General features: G+C 69.8%; 16 protein-coding genes. 5 read left to right on the plus strand and 11 right to left on the minus strand.

The window, feature by feature from the left end; translation table 11 throughout:
* Positions 1 to 311: EthD family reductase (locus tag VN779_RS13495; RefSeq protein WP_325723087.1), on the minus strand; the 311-nt coding region annotated here is incomplete at its 3' end.
* Positions 312 to 559: 248 nt separating this feature from the next.
* On the opposite strand from VN779_RS13495, the gene VN779_RS13500 reads away from it, so the two are divergent.
* Positions 560 to 856 carry a helix-turn-helix domain-containing protein gene (locus VN779_RS13500; protein WP_325723089.1) on the plus strand — a complete coding sequence of 99 codons (297 nt, stop codon included), beginning with the start codon at positions 560 to 562 and terminating at the stop codon, positions 854 to 856.
* A gap of 224 nt (positions 857 to 1,080) precedes the next feature.
* On the opposite strand, the gene VN779_RS13505 is transcribed toward VN779_RS13500, so the two are convergent.
* The 8 genes from VN779_RS13505 to hisI all read right to left on the minus strand — a co-directional run bounded on the left by VN779_RS13505 (position 1,081) and on the right by hisI (position 8,427).
* Entirely contained in the window at positions 1,081 to 1,734 is a 654-nt protein-coding gene (locus VN779_RS13505; protein ID WP_325723091.1) for a DoxX family protein, read from the minus strand.
* An 87-nt stretch (positions 1,735 to 1,821) separates the two neighbouring features.
* Complete coding sequence (trpA, locus tag VN779_RS13510; protein WP_325723093.1) at positions 1,822 to 2,643, minus strand: tryptophan synthase subunit alpha; 822 nt, start codon at positions 2,641 to 2,643, stop codon at positions 1,822 to 1,824.
* 5 nt (positions 2,644 to 2,648) lie between these two features.
* Positions 2,649 to 3,914: a tryptophan synthase subunit beta gene (gene trpB / locus VN779_RS13515; RefSeq protein WP_325723095.1), complete on the minus strand. Its 1,266-nt coding sequence runs from the start codon at positions 3,912 to 3,914 to the stop codon at positions 2,649 to 2,651.
* Positions 3,915 to 4,149: 235 nt separating this feature from the next.
* Positions 4,150 to 4,974 (minus strand): indole-3-glycerol phosphate synthase TrpC, encoded by an 825-nt coding sequence (gene trpC / locus VN779_RS13520; protein WP_349260779.1) that lies wholly within the window; start codon positions 4,972 to 4,974, stop codon positions 4,150 to 4,152.
* Between the two features lie 150 nt (positions 4,975 to 5,124).
* Positions 5,125 to 5,487 carry a hypothetical protein gene (locus VN779_RS13525; RefSeq protein WP_325723099.1) on the minus strand — a complete coding sequence of 121 codons (363 nt, stop codon included), beginning with the start codon at positions 5,485 to 5,487 and terminating at the stop codon, positions 5,125 to 5,127.
* 201 nt (positions 5,488 to 5,688) lie between these two features.
* On the minus strand, positions 5,689 to 6,360 hold the full coding sequence (locus VN779_RS13530; protein WP_325723101.1) for a TIGR02234 family membrane protein: 672 nt from the start codon (positions 6,358 to 6,360) through the stop codon (positions 5,689 to 5,691).
* 94 nt (positions 6,361 to 6,454) lie between these two features.
* Positions 6,455 to 7,993 (minus strand): anthranilate synthase component I, encoded by a 1,539-nt coding sequence (locus tag VN779_RS13535; RefSeq protein WP_325723102.1) that lies wholly within the window; start codon positions 7,991 to 7,993, stop codon positions 6,455 to 6,457.
* Between the two features lie 56 nt (positions 7,994 to 8,049).
* Positions 8,050 to 8,427, minus strand: coding sequence for a phosphoribosyl-AMP cyclohydrolase (hisI, locus tag VN779_RS13540; protein WP_325723104.1), 378 nt, complete (start codon positions 8,425 to 8,427; stop codon positions 8,050 to 8,052).
* Between the two features lie 85 nt (positions 8,428 to 8,512).
* On the opposite strand from hisI, the gene VN779_RS13545 reads away from it, so the two are divergent.
* Positions 8,513 to 9,805 carry a hypothetical protein gene (locus VN779_RS13545; protein WP_325723106.1) on the plus strand — a complete coding sequence of 431 codons (1,293 nt, stop codon included), beginning with the start codon at positions 8,513 to 8,515 and terminating at the stop codon, positions 9,803 to 9,805.
* Entirely contained in the window at positions 9,802 to 11,016 is a 1,215-nt protein-coding gene (locus tag VN779_RS13550) for a mannosyltransferase family protein (protein ID WP_325723108.1), read from the plus strand. Before VN779_RS13545 ends, VN779_RS13550 begins: the two co-directional genes overlap by 4 nt.
* Positions 11,017 to 11,032: 16 nt before the next feature.
* Here VN779_RS13550 and VN779_RS13555 read toward each other — a convergent pair whose 3' ends face one another.
* A complete protein-coding gene (locus VN779_RS13555) occupies positions 11,033 to 12,862 on the minus strand; it encodes an ABC transporter ATP-binding protein (RefSeq protein WP_325723110.1) in 1,830 nt (609 codons plus the stop codon).
* Positions 12,859 to 14,631: an ABC transporter ATP-binding protein gene (locus tag VN779_RS13560; RefSeq protein ID WP_349260781.1), complete on the minus strand. Its 1,773-nt coding sequence runs from the start codon at positions 14,629 to 14,631 to the stop codon at positions 12,859 to 12,861. The genes VN779_RS13555 and VN779_RS13560 overlap by 4 nt, the downstream gene beginning before the upstream one ends.
* Before the next feature lie 422 nt (positions 14,632 to 15,053).
* Between VN779_RS13560 and VN779_RS13565 the strand changes: the two genes are divergently transcribed.
* Together VN779_RS13565 and VN779_RS13570 are read left to right on the plus strand one after the other, a co-directional pair.
* Complete coding sequence (locus tag VN779_RS13565) at positions 15,054 to 15,704, plus strand: TIGR03085 family metal-binding protein (protein ID WP_325723114.1); 651 nt, start codon at positions 15,054 to 15,056, stop codon at positions 15,702 to 15,704.
* 85 nt (positions 15,705 to 15,789) lie between these two features.
* A partial coding sequence (locus VN779_RS13570; RefSeq protein WP_325723116.1) for a serine/threonine-protein kinase occupies positions 15,790 to 16,638 on the plus strand: 849 nt, incomplete at its 3' end.

A 16,638-nucleotide genomic window follows, 5' to 3' on the forward strand; every position in this document is an offset into this window, starting at 1 on the left:
CAGCCGGCGCCGTTCTGCACCGGATAGTGGATGACGACCGCACCACCGGTGGCGTAATTGGCGACATCGGCAGTCACTTGCCGGCCCTGCGCAGACGCCCTCGCCGCTGTCATCGCCGCAGCGTCAGCGAACTCGGCCTCGAAGACCGCGAAGTAAGGCGTCTGTCCTTGCAGCGCTGCCACCTCGAAGCTGTAGCGCCACCCGAGCAGACCTGGCATGCGCGCGACCAACGGGAGGTGATTGTTCAGGTAGTAGTCGCGGAAGTGGTCGGGGTCGGCGGGCTCGCGATACAGGACCATCAGCTTGTGCATAACACCCTCCGTTCAGCGGCGAGCGACCACAGCACCGAGGAGATCTCGGGCCGTCGCCATAGCGGCACCGCCACTTTGATACCCGCCCGGTCGCACCGGTCGGCAGCTCTTAGAGCGCTTCGGAAATCGAATCGATGGGGCGTACGATAGTGTGTCGGATATCGAAGCAGCAAGAGGGGGCGCAACGACAGATGGCGGCACCCAGGCCGGGACGGGCGGTCCGAGGGTCGAACACCGGCCGGCCACTGATGGCCGCTCTCGACCTGTTCGGGCGTAGGTGGAACCTGCGGATCATCTGGGAGCTGCAACACGGGCCGGTCGGGTTCCGCGCGTTGCAGGAGCGCTGCGACAACATGTCCTCCAGCGTGCTGCGGCAACGGCTGACCGAGTTGCTCGACGCCGCCCTCGTCGAGCAGCAGGCGGACACCGCCTACGCCCTCACCGAGCTGGGCCACGGCGTCTACCGCGCGCTGCGCCCGCTCGTGCGGTGGTCCGCCGAGTGGGCCGCGACCCTCTCCGCCGCCGGTTCCGAGGACGCCGGCTAGCGCTTCTAATCTCGAAGCGCTAGCCTCAGCCGGAGTGTGCGTTGAGGGAGGCGTCGTGGCACGGATAACTCCACTGGAACCGCCCTTCACGGCAAGAACCTGCCGATGGCGCAGGCGGCAACCCACCGGGGCCGCTACGAGCTCGGTTGCCGCCTGTCTCTGACGCTGCTCGAACCTGAGATCGTCACCCTGCGCACGTGTGCTCGCTTTAGCTGCGAGTACCGTTACCGGCGCGAAGGACCGCCCTTGGCAGGCGCGGAGCGGCGCGGAGTCGGCACCGGTGCGACCGGCGTGAGCTCGGGCAGCAGCGCCCCATCGGCGGAGAACTTGCTCTTGGGCTTCCAGACCAGCCAAACCGCCGGAATCAGGTAGAGCACGTCGCGCAGGATGTCCAGCGTGTAGCGCGTCTGGCCCGCCGCGACCTGGCCGCCGGAGCCGCCGCAGCCGCAGGTGATGTGGATGCCGCGGATGCCGAGCGAGGCAATGCCGCCGATGTAGACCAGCAGCAGCAGCGCCGAGAGCGCCGCTACCAGCCGGGTGCCCAGCCCCACGATCGCGAGCAGGCCGAGGGCCAACTCCACGTAGGGCTGGGCGTAGGCGAAGGTGTTGACCATGCCGGCGGGCAGGATCTTGAAGTTGCGCACCGAGGCGGCGTTGGCGTCCGAGGCACCGAGCTTCGGCAGGCAGTAGAACAACCACATCGCGCCGAGCAGCAGCCGGGCGGCCAACGAGATCCAGGGCGCGACCGTCGCGAACGCGGACTTCGGCTCGAGTTCAGGCTCGGGCACAGCTTGCTTGGACGTCGCGCGCTTGCCGGCGCCCGCACCTCCCGCGCCGCCCTTGCCGTTCGTGGCCGCGGTGCCTCGTTCCGCCGTCATCCCTGCTGCCCGTCCTATCCGGTCCTGTCGGTCCTGTCGGCTCTGCGCTGCCGGCCGCCCGCTGGCCGTTCCGGCGGTGAGGTTACCTCAACGACCCCTGGATCGGACACCTTCAGCGAGCTGTTCGGCGAGTTCACGCACGCCGGCTAGCCCCGCGGCCTCGTTCGGCGCGTCGAGCAGCCGCCTGACGAACGCCGAGCCGACGATCACGCCGTCGGCGAATTGGGCGACCTCGGCGGCCTGCTTCGCGTTGGACACCCCAAGCCCGACGCAGACAGGCAGCTCCGTGGCCGACCTCGTGCGTTCGACGAGGCGCGCCGCCTCCGAGTTGACCGCCTCGCGCGCGCCGGTGACGCCCATGAGTGAGGCCGCGTAGACGAAGCCTCGGCAGGTGCGCGTGGTCAGCGCGATGCGCTCGTCGGTGGACGACTGAGCCACCAGGAAGACGCGATCCAGGTTGTGTGCGTCGGAAGCGGTGAGCCAGGGCTCTGCTTCTTCGGGGATCAGGTCCGGGGTGATCAGGCCCGCGCCGCCCGCGTCGGCGAACTCCTTGGCGAAGCGGTCTACGCCGTAACGCTCGATCGGGTTCCAGTAGGTCATGACGAGGGTCGGCGCGCCGGTCTCGGCGACGCCCTCGACGGTGCGCAGGACGTCAACCGTGTTCGTTCCGGCTTCGAGCGCGCGCTCGACGGCTCGCTGGATGACTGGGCCGTCCATCTGCGGGTCGGAGTACGGGAGCCCGACCTCGACGATGTCGACTCCGCCTTCGATCATCGCGCGGCAGGCCGCGATCGCCCCCTCGACGGAGGGGAAGCCGGCCGGGAGGTAGCCGACGAGGGCGGCCCGGTTCTCGGCCTTGGTGGCGGCGAGGAGGGTGGTGAGCTTGGTGGTGCTGTGGTCGGTGGTCATGACGCTCAGGCCTCCGTCGTTTCGAAGCCGAAGAAGGCGGCGGCGGTGTGCATGTCCTTGTCGCCGCGGCCGGAGAGGTTGACCAGGATGACCGGCTCGCGGCCGAGTTCGGCGCGCAGCCTCGGTGCGATGCGCAGCGCGCCGGCGACTGCGTGTGCTGATTCAATCGCCGGGATGATGCCCTCGGTGCGGCACAGCAGTTTGAACGCCTGCATCGCCTCTTCATCGGTGACCGGTTCGTAGACCGCGCGGCCGGTGTCGTGCAGCCAGGCGTGCTCGGGACCGACCGCCGGGTAATCGAGCCCTGCGGAGATGGAGTGGCTGGGCAGGGTCTGGCCGTACTCGTCTTGGAGGAGGTAGGTGCGCGCTCCGTGCAGTACGCCGATCGCGCCGCCGGTGATCGACGCGGCGTGCAGTCCGGTTTCCACGCCGGAGCCGCCGGCCTCGAAGCCGTAGAGGCGAACGCTCTCGTCCGGCACGAAGGCGTGGAAGGCGCCAATCGCATTGGAGCCGCCGCCGACGCACGCTGCGACCGCGTCTGGCAGGCCGCCGGTCAGTGCGATGGTCTGCTCGCGGGCCTCGACGCCGAGGACCCGCACGAAGTCCCGGACCATGGACGGGAACGGGTGCGGGCCGGCTGCGGTACCGAGTAGGTAGTGCGTGTGATCGACGTTCGTTACCCAGTCGCGGATCGCCTCGTTGATGGCGTCCTTGAGGGTGCGCGAGCCGATCGCGACCGGGATGACCTCGGCCCCGAGCATGCGCATGCGGGCGACGTTGAGCGCCTGGCGCTGCGTGTCCTCCTCGCCCATGTAGACCACGCATTCGAGGTCGAGCAGGGCCGCTGCGGTCGCGGTGGCGACACCGTGCTGCCCGGCACCGGTCTCGGCGATGACGCGGCGCTTACCCATCCGCTTGGTGAGCAGCGCTTGCCCGAGCACGTTGTTGATCTTGTGCGAACCCGTGTGGTTCAGGTCCTCGCGCTTGAGCAGGATGCGGGCGCCTGCGTGCTCCGACAGACGCTTGGCATCGGTGAGCAGGGAGGGACGGTTGGCGTATGTACGCAGGAGGGTCGTGAACTCGGCGTGGAAAGCCGGGTCGTTCTTCGACTTCTGGTATGCCTCGGTCAGTTCGGCGAGCGCGGCCATCAGGGCCTCGGGCATGAAACGCCCGCCGTGGCGGCCGTAGTGTCCGGCCTCGTCGGGCTGGGTCGAGGGATGAGCGTATGCGGCGGCGAAGAAGGCGTCGCTGAAGGTTGATGTGTCGGTCATCGGAAGTCTCCGAGAAGAAGTGCGAATGTACGGCGATGGCAGGCGGGGACGGTGACCGTCCGCCGGTGGGCGTGAGCGCGTGAGAGGCGATAGGTGCCTCAGGGCCTTGCTATTGCGCGACCCGGATCACAGCTCAATGGGCCATCGACGGCCCGCCGGAGCGTGCCGCCACCACGGCCGCCGCCGTGCGGGTGCGATGGGCTTAGGTGCGCGGTACACGGTCAGCTCACTCGGCTCACTGCCGGCCGCGACGCATCGCCGGGTGCGCGCCGGCCGCGACCAGGTCGGCCACCGCGTCGCGTGGGTTCTTGCCGGTCACCAGGGATTCGCCGACCAGTACCGCGTCCGCGCCGCAGTTGGCGTAGGCGATCAGGTCGTGCGGGCCACGCACGCCGGACTCGGCGATGCGCACGACGTTGTCCGGAATCAGCGGGGCGAGGCGGGCGAAGGTGGTGCGGTCGACCTCAAGAGTGCGCAGGTTGCGCGCGTTGACGCCGATGATGCGCGCCCCGGCGTCAACGGCCCGGCTGACTTCCTCCTCGTCATGCACCTCGACCAGCGGGGTCAGTCCGATGGACTCGGCCCGTTCGATCAGCGAGACCAGGGCGTCCTGCTCCAGCGCGGCCACGATCAGCAGCACGAGGTCGGCGCCGTGCGCGCGGGCCTCCCACAGCTGGTAGCTGGTGACGATGAAGTCCTTGCGCAGCACCGGGATGTCCACCCTGGCGCGCACTTCCTTGAGGTCCTGCAGCGAGCCGCCGAACCGGCGCTGCTCGGTCAGGACACTGATGACGCTGGCGCCGCCCTGTTCGTAGTCCCCGGCCAGCGAGGCGGGGTCGGCGATCGCGGCGAGCGCGCCCTTGGACGGGCTTGAGCGCTTCACCTCGGCGATCACCGCGACGCCGTCGCCGCGCAGCGCTCGCACGCCGTCCTTGGCGGAGGGCTGGGCCTGCGCCTTGGCCTTGACCTCGTCGAGGGGGATCTGGGCCTGGCGCTCGGCCAGGTCGGCGCGCACGCCCACAATGATCTCGTCGAGCACGTTCGTATTCGGTGTCGCCACCGTCACGTACCGTCCCCTCTGCCAGGGCGCCACACGGCGCCGTCTTGCCCAGCCATGCTATCGGCAATGCAGCGGTGCTTGACGCCATCCGCGACGCGGGTACGCGCGCTCACGGCGGCCCTGGCGGGGTGGTACGAGGTCAGACGGAGGTCAGGCGGACGCGCGCTCCGCGGCGGCCTGGGCCTTCAGCTCGCCCCAGACGTCGTGCACGCCGAAGCCCGCTGCGTTGAGAACGACGACCGCGATGAGCGCGAGGACCTGGAAGACGCCGCAGATGATCACGGCGGGCCACATGGCGAACGGGAACAGCGGTCCGCCGATGAGGAAGCCCGCGAAGGAGAGGGCCGCGGCGACCCAGCGAGCGACGGAGTGGCCGTGGTCGGCGTGGTCCACGGTGTTGCCCGCGAAGTGGTTGCCCGCCGCGGACGAGCCCAGGGCAGCCATGCCGAGGCTGGCGGCCTTGGCGATCGTGGACGGGCCCTTGTGCTCGGTGGTCTGGGTGGCCTCGGTCATGGCTTGGCTTGCTCCTCGAAGGCGATGGCTGTCATTCGAACGGTGCGCTGGGCGCAGACGCAGCGCCGTTCCCGCTTTGTGTCTCCGTCATTGTCTCTGACGCGCCGCTGTGCTTAGACCGTGGGGGTGCTAGGGCTTGTTTGGAAAGTGGCGCCGGCCCAGGCGAGACTTTCCAAACAGGCCCCAGGGGCGGTGGGTGGCTCAGACGGTTGGGTCGGCGCCACGGTTGATCGAGTCCCAGAGATCGCGCGAGGTCGGTTCGGCCTGCGTCTCGGGGAGCTGCGTGCTGGTTTCGGCGGCCTGAGCTGCCAGGTCGGTGGAATTGGGCGCGACCTCGTACCGATTCGACAGGCCGGTCCACGTCCTGCCGCGCACTAGCGTCAACGCACCGGCGACAGCGACCAGCACACCGCCAAGGACGGTGATGTAAGGCCATGCGGTGTTGGTCACGCCGCTCAATTGCGCGCCGCTCGCGCCGATGGTCTGCTCGGCGGCCCTGGCCAGCTGGGTGTTGTCGAGGTGGCCGAGGTTGGTGGCGACAGCGGCGACGGTGCCCAGCCCGGCGCCGAGCAGGACGATGCCGACTAGGTAGCGGCCGATGCGACGGACCGCGAAGAGCGCGACGGCTCCAGCGAGACCGGCGAGCCCGAGCGCATAGGGCAGCGAGGTGATGTTGCTGCCGGTGGCGTGCACGGACAGCCGGACCGGCGAGGTGATGGTGGCATTGGCCCAGCCGCGTCCATCCGAGGCCAGGATCAGCCCCGCGCCGGCGGCGGCCAGCAGCGCGGCGGTCACCTTCGCGCGGGTGGCGGAGCGGCCCGGCCTGGTCGCGGTTGAGGGCGCAGCGCCTGTCACGCTGCCTGTCGCGGTCATGCGGGCCATTTTCGCAAACGGGGCGGACGGGACGTGGGCCGGGGCCCGGATCGGTGCCCGGCCCGACCAGTCGCCGGGCTGTACCGGGAGCCGGTTACAGGGATTTGAGGGTGTCGGCGGCGGCGATCGCGCGCAGCACGGCCATCGCCTTGTTGCGGCATTCGGTGTCCTCGGCCGCCGGATTGGAGTCGGCGACGATGCCGGCTCCGGCTTGGACGTACGCGATGCCGTCGCGCAGTAGTGCAGTGCGGATCGCGATGGCGGTGTCCGCGTTTCCGGCGAAGTCCAGGTAGCCGACACAGCCGCCGTACAGGCCACGCCGGGTCGGTTCCAGCTCGTCGATGATCTCCATCGCCCGCGGCTTCGGCGCGCCGGACAGGGTGCCGGCCGGGAACGCGGCCAGCAGCACGTCCAGCGCGCTGCGGCCCTCGGCGACCCGGCCCACGACCGTGGAAACGATGTGCATGACGTGGCTGTAGCGTTCGACCGACATGAAGTCGACGACCTCGACGGTTCCGGGCGCGCTGATCCGGCCGACGTCGTTGCGGCCGAGGTCGACCAGCATCAGGTGCTCGGCGCGCTCCTTGGGGTCGGCGAGCAGTTCGGCGGCCAGGGCCGCGTCCTTCTCCTGAGTCGCCCCGCGCGGCCTCGTGCCGGCGATCGGGTGCAGCATCGCCTCGCCGTTTTCCACCTTGACCAGGGCCTCAGGCGAGGACCCCACGACGTCGAAGCCCTCGCGTGCCCCGGTGGCGGGCAGGCGGAGCAGATACATGTAAGGGCTCGGATTCGTGGCACGCAGCACCCGGTAGATGTCCAGGGCGCTGGCCTGGGTCGGTGCCTCGAACCGCTGGGAGAGCACGATCTGGAACGCCTCGCCGGCGCGGATCTCCTCCTTGGCGGCCTCCACCGCGGCGCGGTAGTCCTCGCTGGTTCGGTTGCCCGCGAACACCGGGGTCGCCGCCGGGGAGTTCGCCGGGGCGAGGGTGGCGGGCCGGTGGTCGAGCGGCCGGGCGAGGTCGGCGGTCATCGCGTCGAGCCGGGTGATCGCGCGCCGATAGGCGCCGTCCGCGCCATCCGCGGTGCCGTTGTGGTTGATCGCGTTGGCGATGAGGGTGACCGAGCCGTCGCTGTGGTCGAGCACGGCGAGATCGCTGGCCAGCAGCATGGTCAGTTCGGGCAGTCCCAAGTCGTCCTTGGCGTGGTTGCCGATGCGTTCGAGGCGCCGGACCGTGTCGTAGCCCAGGTAGCCGACGAAGCCGCCGGTGAGCAGAGGCAGGTCCGCGCGGCTTGAATCGGCCGGGGTGCGCAGGGCTTCCAGGGCCGCGGCGAGCACGTCGAGCGGCGCGCCCTCGGTGGGGATGCCGGCCGGCGGCTCGCCGATCCAGTGCGCGGCGCCGTCCACTTCGGTCAGGGCGAGTTCACTGCGCACGCCGATGAATGAATAGCGGGACCACACGCCCTGCTCCGCGGATTCGAGCAGGAAGGTGCCGGCGCGCTCGTGCGCGAGCTTGCGGTAGAGGCCGATGGGGGTCTCGCCGTCGGCCAGGTAGCGCCGGGTCACCGGAATGACGCGGCGTTGCGCCGCCAGTTCCCGGAAGGCGTCGAGAGCCGGGACGGTCTCTCCAGTGGTCATGCGGCTCATCCTGTCATCAGTGGCGGTGAAGGTTTCACGCAACGGCGCGCGGCCGGTCAGCTCAGCGCGCGACCGTCGAAGCAGCTGCGCGTGCCGGTGTGGCAGGCCGGGCCGGTCTGGTCGACCGCGAGCAGCAGCGTGTCGCCGTCGCAGTCCAATGAGACGGAGACGACCCGCTGTACGTGCCCCGAGGTCTCGCCCTTGACCCAGAACTCCTTGCGCGAGCGCGACCAGTAGGTGGCGCGGCCGGTGGTCAGCGTGCGGTGCAGCGCCTCGTCGTTCATCCAGGCGAGCATGAGCACTTCGCCGGTGTCGTGCTGCTGCGCGATGGCCGGGACCAGGCCCTCGGGGTTGCGCTTGAGCCGGGCGGCGATCTCGGGGTCGAGCGCCGAGGCGGGAGCTTCGGCGGCCGACACGGACGGTTCGTCGATCATGGCGCCATTGTCTCGCGGCCGATACGGTTTCCGGGACACCGCACCCCGATGAAGCAGAGCGACCGAGACGAGAGCAGTTCTTGCCGTGCCGGAATTAGTTGGCGACGAGCAGTCCACGGACGGCGCGCCGAGCCCGCGGACGCGGCCGAGGTCCGCGCCGCCGGATCACTTCACCTCCGCGGACGACATCACGCACGTGCCGATCGCGCGGTCCTCCGGCGACGGCGCAGAGCCGCAGACCGCGGCGCGCGCGTGGTGGGTTCCGGCGTTCCGTGCGGCGCTCTCGGCGTGGGTGGTCGCGCACATCGTGATCATCGCGGTCCAGGACCTCGGCCAGCGCTTCACGCCGCATTTCCCGGCGCAGATGCCCGGCCGGCCCGAGCTGCATCACCTGTTCAACCAGCTCTACACCTGGGACACCGCCTGGTATCTCGGCATCGCGCAGAGCGGCTATTCCGGCGTCGCGAACGACGGCGTGCGTTTCTGGCCGTTGCTGCCGCTGACGACGCGCGCGGTTTCGGCGGTCGGCATTGCGGCGGCGACAGCGATCCTGCTGGTCTGCTGGGTCGGCGCGTTGCTGTTCGGCATGCTTATGTACCGGCTGATGCTGACGGTCGGCGGGGACGCGGTCGCGGCGCGGCGCGCGGCCTGGCTAAGCCAGCTGGCGCCTGGGGCGTTCGTGCTGGTCATGGGCTACACCGAGGCGTTGTCCGGGGTGCTGGCCGCGGCGTATCTGATCGCGATCAGGCAGCCGGCGACGGGTCGGCGGGTTTGGCTGTGGCACGCGGTGGGATTCGTCGCCGGGCTGGGTTCCGGGCTGGTGCGGCCGACCGGTCTGCTGGTGGCGGCGCCCGGTGCGCTCGAGGCGATCCGGCAGTGGCGCGATCCTCGCGGGCAGTTGGTCGCGAGGGTGCTGGTCGCGCTCTCGCCGCTGATGGGCATCGGGCTGTTTCTGCTGTGGGTGCATAACGTCTACGGCAATTGGACGCTGCCGTACTCGATCCAGAAACTTGAGGGCCTGCGCGGGACGTACGCGGGCAATCCGTTCTCTTCGGCGCTCGATTCGCTCAACCAAGTCGGCAACGGCGCGGGTGCATTCACTATCGTCCTCGTCGTCGCGGCGATCGGGCTGCTGTGGGGTTGCGTGCGCAGGCTGCCGGTCTCGTACACGGTCTGGGCCGCGATCAGCGTGTTCGCCGCCGTCACGGCGCCGCATTTCTCCTCTTTCGCCCGGTACTCGGCCGGCATCCTGCCGCTGTTGCTGGTCGGCGCGATGCTGACGCGTGACTGGCGGCGGTGGGGCTGGACTGTGGGGATTTCGACGGCGTTGTGCGCGTACTTCGCGTACCAGTCCTTCATCGGGATCTACATCCCTTGATTTCCAACGCAATCACCGCACCACCCGCGCCGCAACAGGCTCTCACCGAGGTTCGGGGATCTGGCAGCGCCCGGGGGCGATGGCGCGGGACGCGTTGGCGCGGTCCGCGATGGCTTTGGGAGGGACTGCGGGCGACGCTGCCGGCCTGGATCGCGGCGCGCGTGCTGGTCTGCGCGGTGTCCTGGTATCAGGATCCGGCGCAGCCGCTGGGCAAGCTGCTGAGCTGGGACACGCAGTGGTACCTGGGCATCGCGGAGCACGGATATGACCATGGCGGGACACTGATCCACTTCTTCCCGCTGACGTCGCTGTGCGCCGCCGGTCTCGCGGCAGTGACGCGGCTTCCGACGAGCATCGCCTTGTTCGCGTTCTGCTGGGCGATGGCGCTGCTGTTCGGTGCGCTGGTGCATCGCGTTGTCGTATTCGAGACCGCTGACCGAGCGGCAGCGCGCCGCGCCGCGTGGCTAACCCAACTCGCGCCCGGTGCGTACGCGCTGGTGATGGGCTATACCGAGCCGCTGGCCGGAGTGCTCGCTGTCGGTTACTTCCTCGCAGTGCGAACCATCGGTACCGGATCAGGCCGCGCGCGGTACTTCTGGTCCGCGCTCGTCCTCGGGTTCTTCGGCGGGATGGCGCGGCCGGTCGGCCTGCTGCTCGCGATTCCCGGGGCGGTCGAAGGGCTGCGGCAGGCCCGGTGCGAGGGCTGGCCCTGGAAAGCCGTGGCGAGAGCCGCGGCTTTCGCGGCGGCGCCGGCCGCCGGACTCGCCGCTTTCCTCGCCTATTCGCGCGTTCAGTACGGAAGTTGGCTGCTGCCGTACACGCAGCAAACCTCGAAGCGCGGGCGCGGCGCGATCATGGGCAACCCGATCAGCATTCTGCATCACGTCTGGGTGCACGACTGGCGTGGTCACGGCCACGGCGCGGCGTTGATGGCCTGCGTGCTGATCCTCGGTTTCGCCGCGCTGTTGCCGATCGTGTGGCAACGACTCCCGGTCGCGTACGCGGCATGGACGATCCCCTCGTTCATCCTCGCGATCGGCTCCAAGGACTTCACCTCGCTGCCGCGCTACCTCGGCGCACTGTTCCCCTGCCTGATCGCGGCGGCACTGGTCACGCGACGGCGGTGGCAGTGGGCTGCGATGCTCGCGGCCAACTGCGCCGTACTGGTGTGGGCGACGTACTACGTCTTCGCGATCTACATCGTGCCCTGATCGTCATCGCGGCCGGTCAAGCGGCCTGAGCCTGGCGCGCCCACGAGGCATGCAGACCCGCGTAAATGCCTTCCTGCGCTACCAGATCGCGATGCGGCCCGCGCTGTACCAGCTCTCCGGCGTCGAAGACCAGCACCTCATCCGCGGCTTGCGCGGTGGAGAGCCGGTGCGCGATGACCACGGTCGTGCGGCCGCGGGTCAGCTCGTCGAGCGCGCGCTGGATGCGTAGCTCGGTAGCCGGGTCCACGGCCGAGGTCGCCTCGTCGAGCAGCAACAAGTCCGGGTCGGCGATGTACGCACGGGCCAGCGCTACCAGTTGCCGCTCCCCCGCCGACAGCGACTCGCCGCGCTGCCCGACCCGAGTGTCCGAGCCCTGCGGCAATCCGGCGAGCCAATCGCCGAGGCCGAGCCGGTCGAAGGCCGCCACCACCGCGTCTTGCGTCGCGTCGGGAGCGCCGTAGCGGACATTGTCGGCGATCGTGCCGTCGAAGAGGAAGCCGTCCTGCGGCACCATGACCATGCGGCGGCGCAGCACATCGAAGCCGACCCGGCGCAGGTCCACGCCGTTGATCAGCACTCTGCCTTCGACCGGATCCATCAGTCTGGTCAACAGCTTCGCGAAGGTGGTCTTGCCGGAGCCGGTCTCGCCGACCACCGCGATCCGCGCCCGCTGCGGAATGAGGACATTGATGTCGCGCAGGACCGGTGGGCCGCCTGGGTACGCGAATCCGACCCGCTGGAACTCGACACGCACCGGACCGGCCGGCAGCGGCTCGGCCGCGCCGTGATCGCGGGGGTCCGGAACATCGGGCTCTGATTCGAGCAGCCCGATGACGCGGCGCCAGCCCGAAATCGCGTTCTGCGCCTCGTTGAGCACCTCGACGCCCCACTGCACCGGCGTGATGAACAGCGAGACCAGGAACAGCATCGCGATCAGCTGCCCCGCGCTGATTTGTCCCCCGACGCCGAGTACGACGCCGAGGACCACCACGCCCGCGTTCGCCAGTCCCGCGGCGACTTCGCCGGCGCTGAAGGTGCCGACGATCATCGCCTGAGCGCGCACCTGCGCGGCGCGCGTGGCGTCCACAGCCTCGTTGATCCGGCGGCCGGTGCGTTCCTCGATGCCGTACGCGCGCACGACCGGCGCACCGACCAGCGACTCACTGAATGCGCTCAGCATGCGGCCGATCGACTGGCGCACCACGTTGTAGCGGGCTCCCGTGCGCCGCTGCAGGAACCGCATCGCGGCGAACAGCGGCAGGAAGCAGAGCCAGACCAGCAGCGTCAGCTGCCACGAGTAGCTGCCCATCACGGCCGTGGCCAGGAACATCTGCGCCACGCTGATGAACAGGACCAGGCCGCCTTCCTGGATGAAGTTGGTGATGGTGTCCACATCGGAGGTCACCCGCGAGACCAGCGCGCCGCGCTGTTCGGCCTGCTGGTGCAGCACGGAGAGATCGTGTACGTGCCGGAACGCCTTGATCCGCAGCGTCGCGAGGCCGGACTCGCTGGCCCGGTACAGCCGCCGGTTCATCGTGTACGCGGCGAGAGTCGTGGCGAGGACGGCCAGCGCGGCGAGGCCGACCATGACCCGTACCTCGCCGATATCGACGCCGCCGGGTGCGTCGAAGCCGTGGTCCACCGCCTGCTGCACGGCGATCGGGATGACGATGCGGCCGACCGTCGCGATGAACGCCAGCACCATGGTGACGCCGATGCCGCGGGTGAATTCGGGCGAGAGCCGCAGGCCTTTGCGAACGATGGCCAGCGGCCCGCCGGACGCCTCGCGGACCAGTTCGATCTTGGGCGCGTCGGGCGCGGTCGCCTGCTCGACGGTGACGGTCACGCGATCGCTCCTTCGAGGTCTTCGGTCTGCGCCACGTCCGCGTCCGCGGCTGCGCCCACATCCGCATCGGCGTCCTCGGCGGCGCGCGCGTAGGCCGTGATCAGGTCGCGGTATCCGGCACAGCGCTCAAGCAGCTCCTCGTGGGTGCCGCGGTCGGCGATGACGCCCTCATCGAGGAACAGCACTTCATCGGCGAGCGCGACGGTGGCCTTGCGGTAGGCGATGACGACGACGGTCGCGCCGAGCGCGTTCTGCTTCAGGCCGCCGAGGATCGCCGCCTCGACACTGGGATCGACCGCCGAGGTGCAGTCGTCGAGAATCAGCAGCCTGGGATGCCGCACGAGGGCGCGGGCGAGGGCCAGGCGTTGCCGCTGGCCGCCGGAAAGCGTGGTGCCGCGCTCGCCGATGATCGTGTCGAGACCGTTCGGCAGCGCGTCGACGAACCGTTCGGCCTGCGCGATCCGCAGCGCGGCACGGATCTCGGCCTCGGCCGGATCGTCGCCGAGCCCGACGTTCGCGCGCACCGTGTCGCCGAAAAGGAAGGTCTGCTGCGCGACCAGTGCCACAGCGCGCGGCACTTCGCCCTTCGCCAGCTCGCGCAGGTCGGTGCCGTCGAGCCGGATCGCGCCGCCGGTCGGGTCGGCGAGCCGGGCCAGTAGCGTGGCGAGGGTGGACTTGCCGGAGCCGGTGGTGCCGACCAGTGCGATAGTCCGGCCCGGCTCGATAAGGGTGCTGACACCGCGCAGCACCGGCAGGTCCGGCGCGGATTCGTAGGCGAACTCGACGCTGTCCAGTTCGACCGAGGCCGGGCCGGACTCGCGGGAGAGTCTCGCCTTGCCGTAGTCGGTGTGCTCTTCCGCGGTGAGCACGGCGCGGACGCGACCGAAGCCGACCACGCCGCGCGGCAGGTCGCCGAGGACCCAGCCGATGGCGCGGATCGGGAAGGCGAGCAGGGTGATGAGATAAGCGATGCTGACCACGTCGCCGGGCCGGCTCTGGCCCTGAGCCACGCGCGTCGCGCCGACCAGCAGGACCGCGAGCACGCCGAGGTTGGGCAGCGCTTCGAGCATCGGATCGAACAGGGAACGGGCCCGGCCGGCGTTGATGTTGGCGTCGCGCAGCGCTCGGGTGCGCTCGGCGAACCGCTCGGTCTCCGAGGCCTCGCGGCCGAGCGTCTTGACCACCAGCGCGCCGTCGAAGGACTCGTGCGCGACCTCCGCGACGTGCGCGCGCAGTTCCTGCGCGCGGGCGAAGCGTGGACCGGCGTAGCGCGTGTAGACCGTGTTGAGCGCGATGACGGCCGGGAAGAGCAGCACGCCGACGAGGGCCAGCACGCGGTCGGTGAGGAACATGTCGACCACGGCCAGCACCAGCATGATGATCACGCCGAGGGTCATCGGCAGCGGGTTCATCGGCTGGAACGCCATCTCGACGTCGGAGTTCGCGTTGGACAGCAGCTGGCCGGTCGGGTGGCGCTGATGCCAGCTCAGTGGCAGGCGCAGGTAGGCGTCGCTGATCTTGCGCCGGAACTTCGCCTGCGCGCGGAAGACCACGACTCCGGCGAGCAGCCGCCGCCCGAAGATGCCGATCACCTTCGCGATCGCCACTCCGATGATGAGCAAGCCAGCGGCGGCGAGACCGGTTCCGGGAGCCGAGCCGCGATGCAGGTCCGGCAGCACGACGTGGTTGGTCGCCCACCCGATCGCCCACGCGGAACCGACCGTCATCGTGCCGTACAGCGCACTTCCGGCGACGGCGGCGGCGAACATCCGCGGCGCGCTGCGGATCGCGACGCCGAGCACGCCGAGGCCTTGGCGAAAGGGGGAACGGCCGGGCGTGCCGCCCAGGGTCAGATCGCTGGCCGTCGGGTCGGTAGCAGTGAGGTCCTTGTTCGCGTCGGTCCGGGCTTTGTCCGGCTGATTCAGGTCGGCTTGGCGGCTTCGGCGGCTGGGCAAGCCGATCTCCCCTCGGTTCAGGCGCGCCTGCGGTTCGGCGCGAGCGTGCAGCGTTCGAGACTCTAATGCGACAACAACATCCCGGTATAGGAGATTTCCGTTCGCCGCCCCTTACCGCATTGGCCGCGGCGGCGTGGGCCTTCGTCGCGCGGCGGATGTGATCCCGGTATTCTGCGCGGCGAGCACCGTTGTCGCCTGGAGGTTCGCTCGGCCCTGATACCGCGGGAGTTGGCACCATGAATGGGTTCGCACGCGAGGAACGCGAGGCGCTGGCCGACACCCTGGTCCGGGTGGGGCCGGACGCGCCGACGTTGTGCACGGGTTGGAGCGCGGCCGATCTGGCGGCGCATCTGGTCATCCGCGACTCAAGGCCGCTCGCCGCGGCCGGCATCGTTCTCAAGCCTCTGTCACCGATCACGCGCCGCGCGCAGAACGCGGTCAAGGAGCGCACCGCGTATGTGGATCTCATCGAGAAGGTGCGCAAGGGGCCGCCGCCGTGGTCCGTTTTCCGTATAGGCGCGATGGACGCGGCGGTGAACACGGTGGAGTTCTTCGTGCACCACGAGGACCTGCGCCGGGCCGTGGGCGACCCGCCGCGCGAAATCGACTTGGTGAACTCGGACGAGCTGTGGAATCGGCTGCGCCGGCAGGCGAGGCTGGCCTTCCGCTCGGTCCCGGTCGGCGTGACGCTGGTGCGCGCGGAGAACGGCGACGGCCCGCGGCAGACCGTGGTCGCGAAGGCCGCGACGCCGCAGATGGTCACGGTCACCGGTCCCGCCGGCGAGCTGGTCCTGTTCGCGAGCGGCCGCAAGGAGGCCGCGCACGTGCAGCTGACCGGCGACGAGGCGGCGGTCAGCCGGCTGCGCGCGGCGAAGCTTGGGATTTGACCCGTTTCGTCCCACTGTCCGAGGGTAATCGGGCAAAAATGTCAAGCAGGGTTCTGAGACCGGCCGGGAATGCGGTTGAACTAAGGTGACTGACAATACCGACCTGATCGCCGGCCGTTATCGGCTGCTCGCCCAGATCGGCACCGGCGGAATGGGCGTGGTGTGGCGAGCCCGCGACGAGGTGCTCGGGCGGACCGTCGCGGTCAAGGAACTCATGGTGCGCTCGGCGATCAGCGGGTTCGGCGGCGGCCTCGCTGACGAGAGCACGCAGCGGGCGATGCGCGAGGCCCGCATCGCGGCGCGGCTGCATCACCCGAACGTGATCGGCGTTTACGACATCGTCGAGCACGAGAGCCGCCCGTTTCTCGTCATGGAGTTCCTCGAGTCACGCAGCCTGGCGCAGCTGATGGCCACGGGAGTGCTGCTCCCGCCGGAGGAGGTAGCGCGAATAGGCGCGCAGCTGGCTTCCGGCCTGAAATCCGCGCACGATGCGGGCATCGTGCACCGCGACGTGAAGCCCGGCAACGTGCTGCTGGCCGAGGACGGCGAGGTGAAGCTGACGGACTTCGGCATATCGCGGGCCGTCGGCGACACGACGGTTACCGCTAGCGGCGTGTTGCTGGGGACACTCGGATACATCGCGCCCGAGGTCGCTCAGGGACAGCCCTCTGATTCACGCAGCGATGTGTACGCGCTCGGCGCGACTCTGTACGCCGCCGTCGAAGGGCAGCCGCCGTTCGGCAGCACCGAGAACGCGGTCGCGATGCTTTATCGGATCGTGCACGAGGATCTCATCCCCGCGCGCCACGCGGGTCCGCTCGAACCCGTGCTGCTGTGGATGCTCAATCGCGACCCGGACCTGCGCCCGACCATGCCGCAGGCAGAGCGAGCGCTCAAGGCGGTCGAGACAGGTACCGCGCAGCCTCGCGCCGCG

The sequence above is a fragment of the Actinocrinis sp. genome (genome assembly GCF_035605935.1).
In the GTDB taxonomy this organism is placed as follows: Bacteria; Actinomycetota; Actinomycetes; order Streptomycetales; family Catenulisporaceae; genus Actinocrinis.